This window comes from Mycobacterium colombiense, assembly GCF_001953985.1.
GTDB classification, from domain to species: domain Bacteria; phylum Actinomycetota; class Actinomycetes; order Mycobacteriales; family Mycobacteriaceae; genus Mycobacterium; species Mycobacterium colombiense_B.
The window spans coordinates 87006-103260 of sequence record NZ_MBEI01000006.1 but is presented as its reverse complement, the minus strand read 5'-3'; the positions used below and the strand labels follow the sequence as shown (position 1 = coordinate 103260).

Genomic DNA, 16255 nt, shown 5'->3' with positions numbered 1-16255 from the left:
ATCAACTTCGACCGGGTGCGGCTCTGGTGGGCCACCTTCTGGTCATGGGCACCCTTGGCGCGTCGGCGGCCCAGCGACGCCGGCCCACCGCGACGGCCTCGCCCTCCCCCGTCGCGGACCGGTCCCGCAACAACGCCGACCAACGTGGAGCCCACCACGTCCAGCGGCCAAGCAGGTGAATGAAGGCCGGCACCAACACCATTCGCACCAAGGTGGCGTCGACGAGCACACCGAGCGTGAGGCCCAGACCCAGCATTCGCATGAACGACACGTGCGCGGGGATCAACGCGGCGAAGGAAATCGACATCACCACCGCGGCGGTGGTGACCACCCGGCCGATGCCGGCGATGCCCAGCGCGGTGCTCTCGTCGGTGGCCGCGCGCGCCTCCGCGTCGGTCGGCGTCTTCTCCCGACCGGCTTGCGAGGCCAGCCAGTACTCGTGGATGCGCGAGACCAGGAACACCTCGTAGTCCATGGCAAGCCCAAAAGCGATGCAGAACAACAACACTGGGATGTTGGCGTTCAGTGTTCCGTTGGGCGTGGTACCCAGCGCACCCAGGTTGCCGTCCTGGAAGATCCACACCATCGCCCCGAATGCCGCCGTCAGTGACAGCACGTTGCACACCAGCGCCTGCAGCGGCAGCACCGCGCTGCCGGTGAGCAAGAACAGCAGCGCGAAGGTGATCAGGGCGATCAGGCCGAACACGAGCGGCAGTCGCGTGGTGATCGCATCGACGCTGTCGCGGTTGATCTGGGCCAGGCCGGTCATCTGCACCGACCGTCCCGCCGGCCCGCCGACCTGATGCAGTCGATCCAGCTGGGTGTTCGAGGCCGGCGAATACAGCGGCGCCGTGCTGTCCACGGTGAGGAACGCGCCGCCGTTGGCCATGCCGGTGGCCGCTGCGGGCGGCCCCACCCGGTTTCCGGCCACGAACGTCCCGGTCGGTGCGCTGACCCCGGAGACGTCGGGCACCCGGGACAGCTCGGCGGCGTAGCGCTGCAGGTCACCGGGGGTCACGCCGTGGGCGTCGGGGACGACGACCGACACCGCGTTCCCCAACCCGCTGGCGAAATCGGTGTCCAGCATGTCGGCCACCTGGCGCGCCGACGCCGATCGAGGAAGCACGCGCTCGTCGGGAAAGCCCCACTTCACGCCCAGAAACGGCACCCCCAGCAACAACAGCAGCGCGACGACGCTCAGGCCGGTCGGCAGGGCGCGGCGCAGCACGAACTTGGTCGAGCGGTACCAGAACTGCGCCACGAGCGGCTGGTGCGCGTGATCGCGGAACGGCCGCTGCCCGTGCAGGATGCGGTGCAGCACTCGGCGGGCGTCCATCGTGTCCAAACGCGGCCCCAGCAGCACGATTGCGGCCGGGGTGACGACCACGGTCGCAATCGCGACGATGGCCGCGGTGGCCACGATGGTGTAGGCGGACGACTTCAGAAAATTCGTCGGGAACAGCGCCATCACCGCCATCGACAACCCGACCGTGGTGGCAGAGAACAACACCGTCCTGCCCGCGGTGGCCATGGTCCGCATCAGTGCCTGGTTTCGGGCCATCTGCCGCATCAGCTCCTGGTTGCGGTTGCGGTCCTCGGTGCGGGCCAGTTCCTCGCGGTAGCGGGTGATGATCAGCAGGTTGTAGTCGATCGCCAGGGCGAGGCCCATCGCGATGCTGAGGTCCAGGGCGTACGTCGACACGTCGGTGGCGAAACTGATCAGCCGCAACACCGACATGGTGCACACGATGGCCAATGCGCCCAAGACGATCGGCATTACCGCGGCCACCAAACCACCGAGCACCCACACCAGCACCGCGAAGCTCAGCGGAATCGCGATCGACTCCATCAGCAGCAGGTCACGCTGGTTCTGGTCGTTGATCTGCGCATACGCCACCGCCATCCCGCCGGCGCGCACGGTGACGCCGTCGCGGTCATGCACCAGGTCCTTGGTCAGCGTGCTGGCGTATCGCTGCGCGTCGTTCTCCCCGCCCTTCAGGCCGGCCACGATCATTCCGGACTTGTCGTCCTTGCTGATCAGCTGGGCGGCGGCCGCCGGCGGCGACGTCCACGCCGACGACACGTTCAGCACCCACGGCGAACGTTTCAGCTGGTCGACGATCTCGGTGCCGACCCGGTGGGCCTGCTCGCCGCGGGCGCCCGTCGGGGCGGTGACGACGATCAGCATCTGCTGATCCGTCTGGTTGAACTTGTCCCGAAGGGTGCCGGTCGCCCGCGATGACTCCGACGTCGGGTCCTGAAAACCACCGCCGGAAAGGCCGTTGACCACCGGAAGCCCGAAGATCGCGGCGCCCAAAAACACCAGCACCGCGATCGCGATGAGGCGGCGCGGCGCAGCGATGGCAAGCCGGGTGATTACTTGCAGCATGGCCTACCGCCTACCCGAAACCGCGCCATTTGATCCGTCCGGTATTGAATTGCTCACATCAGCGCCTATTCGTGGCGCGCGCTCCCGATGTTCGGATCGAGGTTTGACGCTCGGGCACTCGGGTATCGAACGTAGAAGCGCACTCGGTACTTGCGCGCAGTGCCGGTTTGCCTGGGCTACAACCAGATTGGATGCGCAATGGACGACACGGACGACGGCACGAATATCCGGCATCCCACCGAAGACGACTGGCAGGCGGTTTTTGAGAACCAGGCCCGGACATTCGGCGACCCCGTGGGGCCCGAAGACTTCGAGGCGTGGAAACGCCGAGTCAGCCTCGAGGACATTCTCATTGCCGAGGACGTCTCCGATCCGGACCATCCCAATCTGGTGGGAACGTCCATCATCTACCGTTCGCGGCTCACCGTGCCGGGTGGTGAAAATCTGCGGGCCGCGTGGCTGACGATGATCGCCGTCGCGTCAACGCATCAGGGCGAGGGACTTTGGGCGCAGCTCAGCGCCAAGGGACTTGGAATACTGCTGGACCGCGGCTATCCGATCGTGTGTGGCGTTCCGACGCAGACCGCGATGTACGACGGCTTCGGTGCCGGCGTCTCGAGCTACAGCCACACCTATGCGATCGACCGCCGCTTCGCGAAGTTGCGCGACAAGCCCAGCCGGATTCGGGCGCGCGAGGTCAACGCAGCCGAGGCACGACGGCATCTGCCCGGGCTCTACGAACGATGGTGTGCCGCAACCAATGGCGCGATATCCCGGGACGACGCGTGGTGGGCGGACTCGCTGGACGACCGACCGACCCAGCGCGGCAACGGATCTGCGCTGCATTACACGATCCACCCCGACGGCTTCTTGACCTACCGGGTCGTCGGCTCGCACCAGCACGCGTTCCGCCCGCCGCTGGGCACCGTGGTCGTCGAGGACTTCTGCCCCATCACCGATGAAGCGCACACCGAGCTGTTGCAGACTCTCCTGGTCTTGGAGATGTTCTATCGCATCGAGATCGACGTGCCCCCCGACGATCCGCTGCCGCTCAAACTCGTCGACCAGCGCGCCGCCGAAACCAAGGGCGTGAGCGACTTCCTATGGGTGCGCATCAACGACGTCCCCGAAGCGCTCGGGGCCCGAACCTACGGCGCCGACGCTGACATCGTGCTGGAAGTCACAGACCCGCTCGAGCTGGCGGGCGGGCGCTTCCAGCTACAGATCCGCGGCGGCGCCGGGAAGTGCACGCCCCACGACGGGTCCCCCCACATCGAGATCGGGCTGGCCGACTTGGCCACCATCTACATGGGGGCTCATCGGGCTTCCCAACTGGCCCGCGCCAACCGCATCACCGAAGTTCGCCAGGGAGCGCTGGGCGAGCTTGACGCGGCCTTCAGCACCGACCGGGCACCGTACACCGGCACGGTGTTGTAGACGTAATTCGTTACACGACAGTGTCTTTCACCACAACAGGGGATTTGGCGGCGACAAGTCGACGGCGGCCGGGGCCACGGCTGGCGAGCGCGAGCCCGGACGTTTCCCGGCTTGCCCACCCCCGGGCAGCTATCCTGGAACGAGGTCGGGATTTCACTCCGTGGCGCAACGCCTGTTATTGTCGCCTACGCGGTCTCGGCCGACCACATGCGCCGTTAGCTCAGTTGGTAGAGCAGCTGACTCTTAATCAGCGGGTCCGGGGTTCGAAACCCTGACGGCGCACCAGCCCACCACATATTGGGGGCTTCTTTACCTCTATCGGGGCTGGCCCGTTGGGTAACAATCTCCGAGAAATCCTTTTCCCAGCTCCCCTGCGAGCCCTACCATCTCTGCGACGGGGTTTTTCAGAGGGGACTTGTGAAAACTGAGTTGAAGTGGGTCGAACCCTACGACGGCCACTTCCATGCCAACATCGACGACCGCAGCGAATATCGAGTCCATGCGGTCTCGACCGGCGGCTTCCGCGCCGAGCGCGTCGACGACGGCTTTGTGCACCACGACCTGGGCCGGGCCATCACCGCCGCCGAGGCGCAGGCGATCTGCCAGGACTTGCACACCCGGACCCTGCGGCGCGCCGCATGGGAGGCCTACATGGCCGAGAACGACCCGCCAGGCTGGGAGTAGGCCGAACCACCGTCGCCACGGCGACGCCGGGCCCCTACCCGTTTGCCGTCGTATCGCATCGCAAAAGCCCCTCCTGCAGGTAATTTCTTGCTGGCACCGATTGGCGCCAGAAGCGCCGATAGGCCCCCTTGAGACACGCTGCGCCGAAGGAGCTGCAATGGGGTTCATCCGGCCCAACCTGCCCGTCGTCGACATGACCGAGTGGAGCGCCCGCCCGCGCGCCGAGCGGATTGTGCCGATGGCGCGCCACATCGCCGAGCACGGCTTCGGCACCCCACTGGTGATGCATGTGATGTACGGCGTGAAGATCGCGCTGTACATCCTCGGCGCATGGCTGTTCGCCTGGTCGACGTCCGGCATCGGCGGCTTCACACAGGTCGGCGCGTGGTGGTCGGAGCCGATCGTGTTTCAGAAGGCCGTGCTCTACACGATGCTGTTCGAAGTCATCGGCCTCGGTTGCTGCTTCGGCCCGTTGGCCGGGCGCTACTTCCCCCCGATGGGGTCGATCCTGTACTGGCTGCGGCCCGGCACTATCCGGTTGCCGCCCTGGCCGACGCGGGTGCCGTTGACCAACGGCAGCAACCGGACTCCGTTGGACGCGTTGCTGTACGGCATGCTGCTGGTGCTGCTCGTGTCCGCGCTGCTGGCCGACGGCAGCGGGCCAATTCCCGCTCTGCACACGGAGATCGGCGTGCTGCCGGGGTGGCGGACCGTTGCGATTCTGGCGGTGCTGGCCGTGCTCAGCCTGCGCGACAAGGTGATCTTTCTGGCCGCGCGGGGCGAGGTCTACGCGCCGCTGGCGCTGACGTTTCTGTTCGCCGGGTCCGACATCGTCGTCGGCGCCAAGGTCGTGTTCATGGTCATCTGGCTGGGCGCGGCGACCTCGAAGCTGAACAAGCACTTCCCGTTCGTGATCTCGACCATGCTGGCGAACAATCCGTTCATCCCCTCGGGCCCGCTCAAGCGGTCGATGTTCAAGCACCATCCGGACGACCTGCGGCCCAGCGCATTGGCGGGCTTCATCGCGCACTTCTCGACCGCGGTGGAGGGTCTGGTACCGCTGGTGCTGCTCTTCTCACACGGCGGGTGGCCGACGACGCTGGCAGCCTTCGTGATGATCGTGTTCCACCTCAACATCCTGCTGGCCTTCCCGATGGGCGTCCCGCTGGAGTGGAACGTGTTCATGATCTTCGGGGTGCTGTGGCTGTTCGTCGCGCACGCGCCCCTGGGGCTGTCGGACATCGCCCACCCGCTGCCGATCGCCGTCCTGTTCGCGGTCATCGCCGGCACCGTCGCCCTCGGCAACCTCTACCCGCGCAAGGTCTCGTTCCTGCCCGGCATGCGGTACTACGCCGGCAACTGGGACACCACACTGTGGTGCGTGCGGCCGTCGGCCGACGAGAAGTTCCGCGTCGGCTCCCGCGCCCTGGGCCCGATGCAGCACCTGCAGCTCGAGCGGTTGTACGGCAGCAAAGAGGAGACCCTGATCCCGCTGCACCTCGCCCTGGCGTTCCGCGGCATGAACACGCACGGACGCGCGCTGCTCACCCTGGCGCACCGGGCCATGGCCGACTACGACGAGGACGATTACAACCTGTGTGAGGGCGAGGTCCTGTGCTCAATGGTTCTCGGCTGGAACTTCGGCGACGGGCACATGCACAACGAGTGCCTGATCGAGGCGCTGCAGCAGCGGTGCGGGTTCGAGCCGGGCGAGGTGCGGGTCGTCATCCTGGACGCCCAGCCCATCCACCACCAGCGGCAGGAATACCGCCTGGTCGACGCGGCGACGGGCGAATTCGAGCGCGGCTACTGCCACGTCAACGACATGGCCACCAATCAGCCCTGGGCCGACGACATTCCGGTGTACGTTCAGGCCGGCCGCGTCACCGATTCCTGACACGGCGCACAACCACCACCACGACGATGGCCCCGACCCCGGCCAGCGACGCCAGCACCGCCGGCTTCTGCACGAATCCGATCACCCGGATCTTGAGGTCGTCGGCGAGCCGCCGAGGATTGGCCCGCTCGGCAAGCGAGTCGACGGTGGCCGCCAGCTGGTCACGGGCGACGTCGATGTCCTGCTTGATGGCTTCGGGATCCCGGTCCGCCACTGTGTCCTCCAAGTCGCCCACTATCCGGCACATGCACCTGCCCGAACTACCCTAGATCAGCTGGCGGTAACCCCAACGCTCCGGTGAACAGAAAGGGACCCACCTTGACCGAGACCACGCGGCTTGCACCGGGCGACAAAGCGCCCCCCTTCAGCCTGCCCGACGCCGACGGCAACAAGGTATCCCTGGCCGACTACAAGGGGCGTCGCGTCGTCGTGTACTTCTACCCGGCCGCGTCGACGCCCGGCTGCACCAAGCAGGCGTGCGACTTTCGGGACAGTCTGGCCGAGCTCAACGGGGCCGGCCTCGCGGTCATCGGGATCTCCCCCGACCAGCCGGAGAAGCTCGCCAAGTTCCGCGACGCCGAGAAACTGACGTTCCCGCTGCTGTCCGACCCCGAGCGCAAGGTCCTGACCAACTATGGCGCGTACGGCGAAAAGCAGATGTACGGCAAGACGGTCACCGGCGTCATCCGTTCGACGTTCGTGGTCGACGAGAAGGGCAAGATCGCCGTCGCGCAGTACAACGTCAAGGCCACCGGCCACGTCGCCAAGCTGCGGCGAGAATTGTCGATCTAACCGCTCCACGTTCTCCCTTGTGCAAATAACAACTGTGTAATTATCTTGGGTAGCACTTACCCATTGCTCACGGGCGGGTCTGCTACAGCCCTCGGCTGAACACCCCAGCGAGCCAACTCGGCAGCGCGCAGCGATAACGAACCACCAATTTCGTTGTCGTTATGGCTGAAAGGCGTTGTGCTACATGCCCAAACATCACTACCCAGGGCGGTGCTAGAGCCGGCCGTCGAACAAATCTGTGACGAGGCCTTTCCGCTCGCCGAAGTCAGGCCAGGCCGAGCTCAGCGCCGCGAGTACTTGCTGATCAGGTTTTGTTTGTACAACTTTCCGGCGTCGCTGCGTGGCAACCGCGGTTCGAAGTACAGCGATCGCGGGCACTTGTAGTGAGCTAGCCGATTTCGCAGCCACCCCACCAACTCGTCGGCGAGCTGCGGCGTGGCCTGCGCCGGATCGACTAGTTGAACTACCGCCGTGACTGACTGCCCCATCACCTCGTCCGATACGCCGAACACCGCGGCGTCGACCACCAGCGGATGGCACACCAGGGCATCCTCGGTCTCCTGCGGATAGATGTTGACGCCTCCCGAGATGATCATGTGATGACGACGGTCAGTGAGGTACAGGTAGCCGTCGTCGTCCAGGTAGCCGACGTCGCCGACGGTCGCCCAGCCTTTTGAATTGCGTGCCGCAGCGGTCTTTTCTGCATCGTTGAGGTATTCGAATGGATAGCCGCCTTCGTAATAGATGTCGCCGACCTGTCCCGCTGCGAGCTCGTTGCCGTCCTCGTCGAGGATGTGCGGCACTCCCAGCATTGGCTTGCCCACCGAACCCGGGTGGCGCAGCCAGTCTTCGGCGCGGATGAATGAGATACCCGCGCCTTCTGAGGAGCCGTAGTACTCATCGACGATCGGACCCCACCACTCGATCATCTGCCGCTTGATCTCGGGTGGACACGGCGCGGCGGCATGAACCACACGCTCAAGCGTCGACAGGTCGAACCGCATTCGCGTCGCCTTGGGAAGCCGGAGCATCCTGACGAACATCGTCGGGACGAACTGCGCATGGGTGATGCCGTACCGCTCGATGCAGTCCAGCGCGCCCTCGGCATCGAACGCTTCCATCATGACGGTGGTGGCGCCAACGGCCTGGGCAGCCATCGTCCACATCGCCGGTGCGGTGTGATACGTCGGCGCTGGACTCATGTACACGGAATCGCTTGTCACACCGAGTGCTTCGAAGACGGGCGTCGACAAACTCGTTCGAACAGAGCTGGCGGCCTCCAATGCGCGGCGAATCCCCTTCGGACGTCCGGTACTTCCGGCCGAGTACTGGAGAAGCCGCCCGTCGCATTCACCCGCAAGGGATGTCGCTGGCATGGCGGCCACGCAGTCCGGATAGCGTCGCCACCCTTCAAGTTCACCGTCGGCGATAAGCGCCACGGATGGCAATCCACGCGGGAGTGATTCCGACAGCTGTTGGCACACAGCGCGCATCGCCACTGACGAAATGATCGCCTTCGCTCCGCTGTCACCCACAATGTAGGAGATTTCGGCGGCGCTCAGTTGCGTATTGATCAACGTGTAGTACAGACCGCTTCTCCTCGCAGCCCACATCACCGCATGGATGTGCTCGTTGTTCTCCATCGCGACGGCAATCGTGTCTCCCGCCGCAAGACCTTGCCGGCGCAAATAATGGGCCAGCCGATTCGCGCTGGCCTCGAGTTCGTCGAAACTCACCGTCACCCCAGAAGGGTGAAGTATTACAGCGGGTTTCGTCGACGCGGCGTGATCGCGGAGGTCCATCCGTGCGTCATTCACCCGGTCTGCCAGGGCGAGTCCCAGCGATCTATCGTCGCCACCTCGGATAGCGGCTTGCGGCGCACGGCGTGGTGCCGGCCGCGCGGCCAGCCCACCGTCAGCAGGGTCGCGATCTTCCAGTCGTCAGGAATTCCGACCATCGACCGCAGCTCGTTCTCGCAGGACCCGTGCCACAGGGTGATCGCCGCGCCAAGTCCTTGCGCGCGGGCGGCCAGAAGGAAGTTCTGCACCGCCGGAAAGATCGAGCCGCCCTGCTGTAGTTCGGTGGTGCCTCGTTGCGGCTGGACGCAGAACAGCACCAGGACGGGCGCCGCGCCACCAACTCTCATGTGTTCGGCCATTGTTCGCAGTACGCGCGATTTGGGGTCGTCAGTGTCGTTGTCAGGCAGCGAGATCGAGTAGAACTCGGTCATCACGTCCCATGTCTTGTGGGCCGCGGCCGTGATCACGTCGCGCAAGTTCGCCGATCGCAGGACCACGAACTTCCATGGCTGCTGATTGCCTCCGGACGGAGCCCAGCTCGCCGCACGGAGACATGTGTCGATGAGCTCGTCGGAGACGGGTTCGTCGCGATACCGCCGCACGCTGGACGCGGTGTGCATGACCTCCCACAGGTCGGCCGATGTCCGGGGGACAGCTTGCTCGCTCATGACTTCGCCGTCGCGGGCAGCACGCCCTGCCAAGTCCCGCCGCGGACCGGGCCGGTGATAAGCGGTAGATCCAGCGTCGACAGGAGACCCGGTGGCGCTGCGATGACTGCCGGAATCGCATTGAGTTCCCGCATCACAGTCGCATACGTCAGCCCCCGCATATTGTTTCCCCGTCCGTGCATTTCAACGTCAACCGTGTATGTGGGTAGGCCGTCGACAATTACGCGGTAACCACCGTGCGGCGACGGATGCCGCGGCCACTCCGGAGCCGACCCTTCGCCCATGCGGGTGATGTGCTCTAGCACCACCCGCTCCTCATCGTCGACCGTTCCTGCGAGCTTGAATCGCATCCCGCCCATCGTGCCTGGCTCGACCCATCCCGACGCCACTTCGTACCGCTCTGTCGCCAGCCACTTTTCGATGGTGGTGTCGACGCGGTCGAGCGGCAAGCCGACGCCGTCGGCTACCAGATGTACGATCGGCGCCCACAACGCGGCGAGGCGCGCGGTGTCGAACAACGGCGCCGGATGGTCTGGCGGGTGGCCGAATCCCATGAAGTCGAACATGATGTCGGGTTGGTTGATGGGGCCGTAATCGAGTATCTCGAGCATGGTGATGGTGTCGACTCGGCTGCTGAATCCCGTCATCGTCAACGCGATAACATCGTTGGCCCAGCCGGGATCAACGCCACTGTTGAAGAAACTCGTGCCGCCCTCCTCGCACGCCGCCGAAATGAGATCGACGGTCTGCTTGTCGGCGGCGGGTGGATAACACATCGGCACCAGCGACGTACATACGACGTTCTTCCCTGCGCGCAGGCAGCGGGCGATGTCCTGCGCAGCCTCGTGATACCGGTAGTCCCCAGACGCAAAGTAGGCGACCACGTCGGCGTCGAGAGCCAGTGCGGCATCGACCTCACGGGTGGCGATGACGCCGGTCACCGGCATTCCGCACAGATCGCCCGCATCCTTGCCCTCTTTGGCCTTGGCGTGCACGACGACGCCCACGAGGTCCAACCCCGGATGGGCGATCAGCGCGCGCAAAGCGCCTACCCCGACTTGACCGGGACCCCAGAGAATCACCCGCGGTCTACGTTGGCAGTCCGTCATCCACGCCCTTCCCGATTGACCCACCCTGATCTGTGAGAACATACCTTCTCAGATATTGATAACACCATTGCCGCATCAGAAGAACCTTGGAGGAGACAATGAGCGATTACGAGTTCTTGAAGTGGGAGACGTTCGACGACGGCCAGATCGTCCGAATCTCGTTGAACCGACCGGAGCAACGCAACGCGCAAAACCGCGGCATGTTGGTCGAACTCGACGATGCCTTCACCCGCGCTGAGGCCGACGACACCGTCCGCGTCGTCATCCTCGCCGGCGAGGGTCCCATGTTCTCCTCTGGCCATGACATCGGCTCCAAGCAGGCCCGCGCCGAGTTCACCCCCGGACCGGGCCAGCACCCGACAGCGGCCATCAACGGCGGGACCCGCGAGGGCGCGGAGAAGATCATGCTGCAGGAGTGGCACTACTTCTTCCAGAACAACCTGCGCTGGCGAAACCTGCGCAAGATCACGATCGCGCAGGTCCACGGAGATGTGTTCTCTGCAGGCCTGATGCTGATCTGGGCATGCGACTTGATCGTGGGAAGTGAAGAGGTGCGCTTCGCCGACGTCGTCGGCACCCGGCTCGGAATGTGTGGCATGGAGTACTTCGGGCACCCATGGGAGTTCGGCCCCCGTCGCACCAAGGAACTGATGCTGACCGGCGATGCGATCGACATCGAGGAGGCTTACCGACTCGGCATGGTCAGCAAGATCTTCAAAAGAGAGGAGTTATCCGACCGCACACTCGAAATGGCGCGGCGCATCGCCACGGTGCCGACGATGGCCGCTCTGCTCATCAAGGAGTCGGTCAACCAGTCCGTGGACAACATGGGTTTCTACAACGCCCTGCAGTCCTGCTTCACCCTGCACCAGCTGAACCACTCACACTGGGTCGGCGTACGGGATGACAAGCGTGCCACCGCCGGCGAGGAGCAGGGAGTGCCGAATTGGCGAGCCGCTCCCCCGATAGTCCTTTCGGTCAAAGACCGAGTGCGTGCCGAGGCGCAATAGCCGTTCAATTCGCCACGGCTCCGTAGCGCGCGTCCGCGAGGCGGTCGAGGGCAACGGCCGATTCGCCATACACCATCGCCCACCCCCGGACCCGGCGGTAGTACAGCTGGATGTCACCTTCCATGGAGAATCCGTAGCCACCATGGATATGCAGGCTGCGCTGTGTCGCGTCGCGCGCCGTCTCGTATGCGAACGCAAATGCCATGGCTGCCAACTCAGTGACGCGCTGGGGCTCGTCGGCGAACGCGCACGCCGCCTCGAACGCCAGCAACAGCGCGCCGTCGGCCGCAGTGGCGCTGTCCGCCAACGGATGAGACACCGCCTGAAAAGATCCGATCGGGTTCCCGAACGCATGTCGTTGCTTGGCGTAGTCCACACCCAGTTCGACGGCCTTCTTCGCCGCGCCCGCGAGAGCCGAAGCGGTCAGCGTGAGCCACAGATCCAGTGCATCGGAGAACATCCGCCTCGCATCGTCTCCCTCGGCAAGAACCACGACGTCGTCGTCGACCGTGATGTCGGCCAGCGGAAGCGACCCGAGATTCTGCACAAGGCGACGGTTCTCGCCGAGCGGCACCGCGATCAGCCGCTCGCCCAACAGCGCCACCACCGCATCCGCCACGGCCCCGGCGGGTACGAGCCCGAGTACGCGGTCACGCGCGACGCGCGGCGCAAAGCTGACGAGCTTGTAACCCGCCATCGCATCGGCCAGCAGACCCGCGCCGGTGTTACCAGACCCGGCGAGCAGCCTGGCTGCGACTTGGGCCTCGATGACGGGGGCGGAGGCGACCGCCCGACCGTACTGCTCAGCGATCAAGGCCAATTCGAGCTCGGTTGCACCCCATCCGTCGGCGGCTTCGCCGACGGCCATCTGCACCACACCGGTCTCCAGCAGTGCCTTCCACAGCCGGGAATCGAAACCCAAGGGCTCCGCGGCCCGCACCCGCTCAGACGTCGACTCGCGCGCATACATCGCGGCAAAGGAGTCGACGAGCTGACCCTGTTCGCCCGAAAGGCTCAAGTCCACACTCAGGTCCTATCACATGCGGATATGGTTACTCTCACAAATGAGAGTAGCATTATCGCGCATGCCGCCCCCGGCCCCGCTGTGAGACAGATTGGTTCTGATCCATGCACTTTCAGCTCGACGCCAACACCGCGGCATACCGCGACGGAGTACGCGGCTACCTTGCGAAAGTGATCACGTCCGAGTCCGAGGAGCGGATCTACCGCAGCGGCGTTTCCCACGACGACGATTTCGCCAAGGGGCTGGTGGACGAAGGTTATTTCGCCCCGAGCTGGCCTACCGAATTCGGCGGCCAGAACCGCGATGCATGGGACGAGCAGGTCCTTCGAGAGGAACTCATGCGAGCGGAAGCGCCCATGTACCTGTCGGAGACCACTCGAATGGTGGCGTCGATCATCCGAGCCGTTGGCACGCCGAAGATGAAGGACCGCATTCTCGGCGGTGCGATGAAAGGCGATATCACCATCGCACTGGGGTTCACCGAACCCGAATGCGGCTCGGATGTCGCGGCGGCGACCACAAGGGCCGTGCGCGAGGGCGACGAATGGGTTATCAACGGCTCCAAAATGTTCACCACAAACGGTCACATCGCCGATTACGTGTTCCTGCTGGCACGCACGAGTCCCGACAAGCCCAAGCACAAGGGACTCACCATGTTCCTCGTCCCGCTCGATTCCGAGGGATTCGAAGCCCAGGCCGTATGGACGCTCTCTGGCGAACGCACCAACATCACGTTCTACAGCGACGTCCGCGTTTCAGACGAGTGGCGCGTCGGCGATGTCGACGCCGGCTGGCAGGTGATGGGGTTGTCGCTGCAAGACGAACACGCATCCGGATGGGGGCCGCATATTTCTCGGCTGCTGCAGCACGTCGAGCATTGGGCCGCGACCACTGAAGCCGACGACGGTTCGCTTCAGCTCGCCAACACAGACGTTCGGCGGCGAATCGCCAGGGTGGCAATGGAAGACGAGGTTTCGAGGCTGCTCCTGCATCGCTGCGTCTGGATGACCGAGACCGGCCAGAACCCGGTAGCGGAGGGACCGATGTCGAAGGTTTTCAGCACCGAAGCACTCGTGCGGGCCAGCCAGGACGTCATGGAACTGGTAGGGCCGGACGCGGCGCGAAGCTACTTCGAGCCGACGGCCCGGGAGCAAGGCCGCTTCGAATATCTCATGCGGTTCGCGTTGGGCACCACGATCTACGCGGGCACAAGCGAAGTTCAGCGCTCCATAATCGCCCAGCGCGGGCTGGGGCTACCCCGTTAGCTTGCGAGGCTTGCGAGCAGTGGTTCGCTTCGCCGGAGTCTTGGCGGCCACCGCCTTGGGCTTGGCCTTGGCCGAATCCACCGGCGGTGTGAGGGCTTGCTTGCACCAGGCCCATAACTGGTCCTCGGCAAGCTCTGCTCCCTTGACCCCCAGGTGGAACACCCCGATTTGGGCGAGGGCAATGAGCGTTGAGTTCAGCAGCGTCGTCAACTGCGCTGGTGTCAAATCTTTTCGAATCAACCCGGCACGCGAGCAGGCGGTGAGGATCTTGGTGAGCAGCTTCTGATGCGGCTCCCAGATCTTGGCGAAGTCGGCAGGCCGCTCAATCTCCAAGCTCAAGTTGTAGATCGTCATCACCCGTCCGCCGATCGCCTCGGATGACTCCGCCCGGGAGAGAAATCCCCGACAGAACGCCTCGAGTTGTTCCATCGGACCATCCGCCATTGCGACCTCGTGGCGGATCGCTTCGATGAACTGACTCGTGGCGTTCTCGTAAAGCGCGAGCAGAAGCTCTTCCTTGCCCGCGAAGTGTTGATAGAACGCGCGCAGGCTCAGGTTCGACCGGTCGATGAGAGTCTGGATGGTGAAATCGGCGCGTCCAGACTCCTCGACCAACTCCAGCGCAGTGGCAAGGAATCTCGAGCTGCGTGCCAGCGCACGGGCCCGCGCGGCGGAAAGACGCCGCTCTATCGTTCGTTCCTGCCAGCTCGTCGGCATCTCGTCGAGGTCGGCGTCAACGATCTCGAGGCTGGCTTCGCTGTCCTGTCCGGGGCGCTTCTTCGCAGTCATGATTGCTTGAGAATACGCGTTACCAGGCGGATTCGCCCAATCAACCTACACCGGTATGTTGGCTGGCCTCCCGAAGCGTGCCGGTGCGGGGCTGGCGAACGCACGGCCATGCGATATTGTGGAAACGGTTATTCTCGTCTGCGGGAATCAGGGTTTCGGAGTTGAAGTCCCTCCCCTCGAAGGAGTCAGCGTTGAGCACAGACATCCGAATCGTCTCGCCGGACGACCATTTGGTAGAGCCTGCCGACCTGTGGACCAGCCGGCTGCCCGAGCGATATCGCGACATCGGACCGCGGATCGTTCGCACCCGCGGGCGGATGGATCCGTCCGTCACTTCCGATGTCGCTTTCGTCGAGGACGACGAAGGCCGCGACGCGGACATCTGGCACTACGAGGATGCGGTCATCCCGATCCCGCTCATCAGCGCGGCGGCCGGCTACGAGTTGGACGAGCTCACCACCGACCCGATCACCTACGACGAGATGCGCCCGGGTTGCTTTCGCCCGGCAGACCGGCTCGCCGACATGGACATCGCGGGCATCGAGGCTTCGGCATGCTTCCCCAACACGCTTGTCCGCTTCTGTGGCCAACGCTTCCTGTATGGCAGGGACAAGGAGCTCGCCAAGCTGTGTGTGGAGGCCTACAACGACTTCCAGATCGATGAGTGGGGCGGCAGCTCGAACGGTCGGCTGATCCCGCTTGGCATCATCCCGCTGTGGGATGTCGAGCTCGCGGCGAAGGAGGTCGACAGGGTCGCCGCCCGTGGCATGCACGCGATCTGCTTCTCCGAGCTGCCTTCACGTCTGGATCTGCCGTCCATTCACAGCGGCTATTGGGACCCGTTTTTCGCGGCGTGCGAGCGAAACCAGGTCGGCATCATGCTGCACATCGGATCGAGTTCATCGCTCACGAAGTCCTCGCCCGACTCTCCGCATGTCGTCACCAGCGCGCTGATGGCGGTCAACTGCACCATCGCGATGGTGGACTGGTTGTTCTCCGGCAAGCTCAGGCAATTCCCGAATCTCAAGCTGGCGTTCGCCGAGGCCCAAGCAGGCTGGATCCCCTACTACCTGCAGCGCGTCGACGAAGTCTGGGAGGACCGGCGGGCGTGGGGCGGAATCCACCCGCTGCTGACCGAACCACCGAGCACCCAAGTGCCCGGCCGCGTGTGGTTCTCCACGTTCGGCGATCCGGTCGCCTTCCGCATCCTCGACCTCGTCGGCGAGGACCAGCTCATGTTCGAGACCGACTACCCGCACAACGACACCAACTGGCCGCACAGCATGGAGGTCGCCAATAAGGCGACGGAGGGCCTGGACGAGGAGACCAAGCGCAAGGTGCTGTCGACCAACGCAAAGACGTTCTTCGGTGTGGCGTAGCGTTCTGGAGTCG

The 16255-nt window shown here is 64.6% G+C and carries 14 protein-coding genes and 1 tRNA gene; 8 read left to right on the top strand and 7 right to left on the bottom strand.

Annotated features, from left to right (window positions below; translation table 11 throughout):
- Position 1 precedes the first annotated feature (1 nt).
- Positions 2 to 2389 carry an MMPL family transporter gene (locus A5732_RS01520; protein ID WP_076100210.1) on the bottom strand — a complete coding sequence of 796 codons (2388 nt, stop codon included), beginning with the start codon at positions 2387 to 2389 and terminating at the stop codon, positions 2 to 4.
- A gap of 198 nt (positions 2390 to 2587) precedes the next feature.
- Here A5732_RS01520 and A5732_RS01515 point away from each other — a divergent pair, with 198 nt between their 5' ends.
- The 4 genes from A5732_RS01515 (at position 2588) to A5732_RS01500 (ending at position 6407) form a co-directional block, all read left to right on the top strand.
- Positions 2588 to 3826 carry a GNAT family N-acetyltransferase gene (locus A5732_RS01515; RefSeq protein ID WP_076100208.1) on the top strand — a complete coding sequence of 413 codons (1239 nt, stop codon included), beginning with the start codon at positions 2588 to 2590 and terminating at the stop codon, positions 3824 to 3826.
- Positions 3827 to 4035: 209 nt separating this feature from the next.
- Positions 4036 to 4111 (top strand) — tRNA-Lys (locus tag A5732_RS01510).
- A 132-nt stretch (positions 4112 to 4243) separates the two neighbouring features.
- Positions 4244 to 4510 carry a hypothetical protein gene (locus A5732_RS01505; protein WP_065055636.1) on the top strand — a complete coding sequence of 89 codons (267 nt, stop codon included), beginning with the start codon at positions 4244 to 4246 and terminating at the stop codon, positions 4508 to 4510.
- A gap of 157 nt (positions 4511 to 4667) precedes the next feature.
- Positions 4668 to 6407 carry a DUF3556 domain-containing protein gene (locus tag A5732_RS01500; RefSeq protein WP_076100205.1) on the top strand — a complete coding sequence of 580 codons (1740 nt, stop codon included), beginning with the start codon at positions 4668 to 4670 and terminating at the stop codon, positions 6405 to 6407.
- Here A5732_RS01500 and A5732_RS01495 read toward each other — a convergent pair.
- The gene (locus A5732_RS01495) at positions 6394 to 6621 is read right to left on the bottom strand and encodes a DUF3618 domain-containing protein (protein WP_065055665.1); all 228 of its coding nucleotides are present in this window, start codon (positions 6619 to 6621) and stop codon (positions 6394 to 6396) included. The genes A5732_RS01500 and A5732_RS01495 overlap by 14 nt on opposite strands.
- 104 nt (positions 6622 to 6725) lie before the next feature.
- Here A5732_RS01495 and bcp point away from each other — a divergent pair, with 104 nt between their 5' ends.
- Positions 6726 to 7199 carry a thioredoxin-dependent thiol peroxidase gene (gene bcp / locus A5732_RS01490; protein ID WP_076100247.1) on the top strand — a complete coding sequence of 158 codons (474 nt, stop codon included), beginning with the start codon at positions 6726 to 6728 and terminating at the stop codon, positions 7197 to 7199.
- Between the two features lie 281 nt (positions 7200 to 7480).
- Here bcp and fadD4 read toward each other — a convergent pair whose 3' ends face one another.
- From fadD4 to A5732_RS01475, 3 genes are read right to left on the bottom strand one after another with little or no spacing between them, the layout of a single operon-like run.
- A complete protein-coding gene (fadD4, locus tag A5732_RS01485; protein ID WP_076100245.1) occupies positions 7481 to 9001 on the bottom strand; it encodes a fatty-acid--CoA ligase FadD4 in 1521 nt (506 codons plus the stop codon).
- An 11-nt stretch (positions 9002 to 9012) separates the two neighbouring features.
- Positions 9013 to 9666 (bottom strand): nitroreductase family protein, encoded by a 654-nt coding sequence (locus tag A5732_RS01480; RefSeq protein ID WP_171974936.1) that lies wholly within the window; start codon positions 9664 to 9666, stop codon positions 9013 to 9015.
- The gene (locus tag A5732_RS01475; protein WP_076100201.1) at positions 9663 to 10748 is read right to left on the bottom strand and encodes an NAD(P)H-dependent amine dehydrogenase family protein; all 1086 of its coding nucleotides are present in this window, start codon (positions 10746 to 10748) and stop codon (positions 9663 to 9665) included. The genes A5732_RS01480 and A5732_RS01475 overlap by 4 nt, the downstream gene beginning before the upstream one ends.
- A 125-nt stretch (positions 10749 to 10873) precedes the next feature.
- On the opposite strand from A5732_RS01475, the gene A5732_RS01470 reads away from it, so the two are divergent.
- The gene (locus A5732_RS01470; protein WP_076100198.1) at positions 10874 to 11785 is read left to right on the top strand and encodes an enoyl-CoA hydratase; all 912 of its coding nucleotides are present in this window, start codon (positions 10874 to 10876) and stop codon (positions 11783 to 11785) included.
- Positions 11786 to 11789: 4 nt separating this feature from the next.
- On the opposite strand, the gene A5732_RS01465 is transcribed toward A5732_RS01470, so the two are convergent.
- Positions 11790 to 12809, bottom strand: a complete 1020-nt coding sequence (locus A5732_RS01465) for an acyl-CoA dehydrogenase (protein ID WP_076100195.1) — start codon at positions 12807 to 12809, stop codon at positions 11790 to 11792.
- A gap of 104 nt (positions 12810 to 12913) precedes the next feature.
- Here A5732_RS01465 and A5732_RS01460 point away from each other — a divergent pair, with 104 nt between their 5' ends.
- Positions 12914 to 14074, top strand: a complete 1161-nt coding sequence (locus tag A5732_RS01460; RefSeq protein ID WP_076100193.1) for an acyl-CoA dehydrogenase family protein — start codon at positions 12914 to 12916, stop codon at positions 14072 to 14074.
- Here A5732_RS01460 and A5732_RS01455 read toward each other — a convergent pair.
- On the bottom strand, positions 14063 to 14863 hold the full coding sequence (locus A5732_RS01455; protein ID WP_076100190.1) for a TetR/AcrR family transcriptional regulator: 801 nt from the start codon (positions 14861 to 14863) through the stop codon (positions 14063 to 14065). The genes A5732_RS01460 and A5732_RS01455 overlap by 12 nt on opposite strands.
- Before the next feature lie 191 nt (positions 14864 to 15054).
- Between A5732_RS01455 and A5732_RS01450 the strand changes: the two genes are divergently transcribed.
- On the top strand, positions 15055 to 16242 hold the full coding sequence (locus tag A5732_RS01450) for an amidohydrolase family protein (protein ID WP_076100188.1): 1188 nt from the start codon (positions 15055 to 15057) through the stop codon (positions 16240 to 16242).
- The last annotated feature ends 13 nt before the right edge of the window (positions 16243 to 16255 follow it).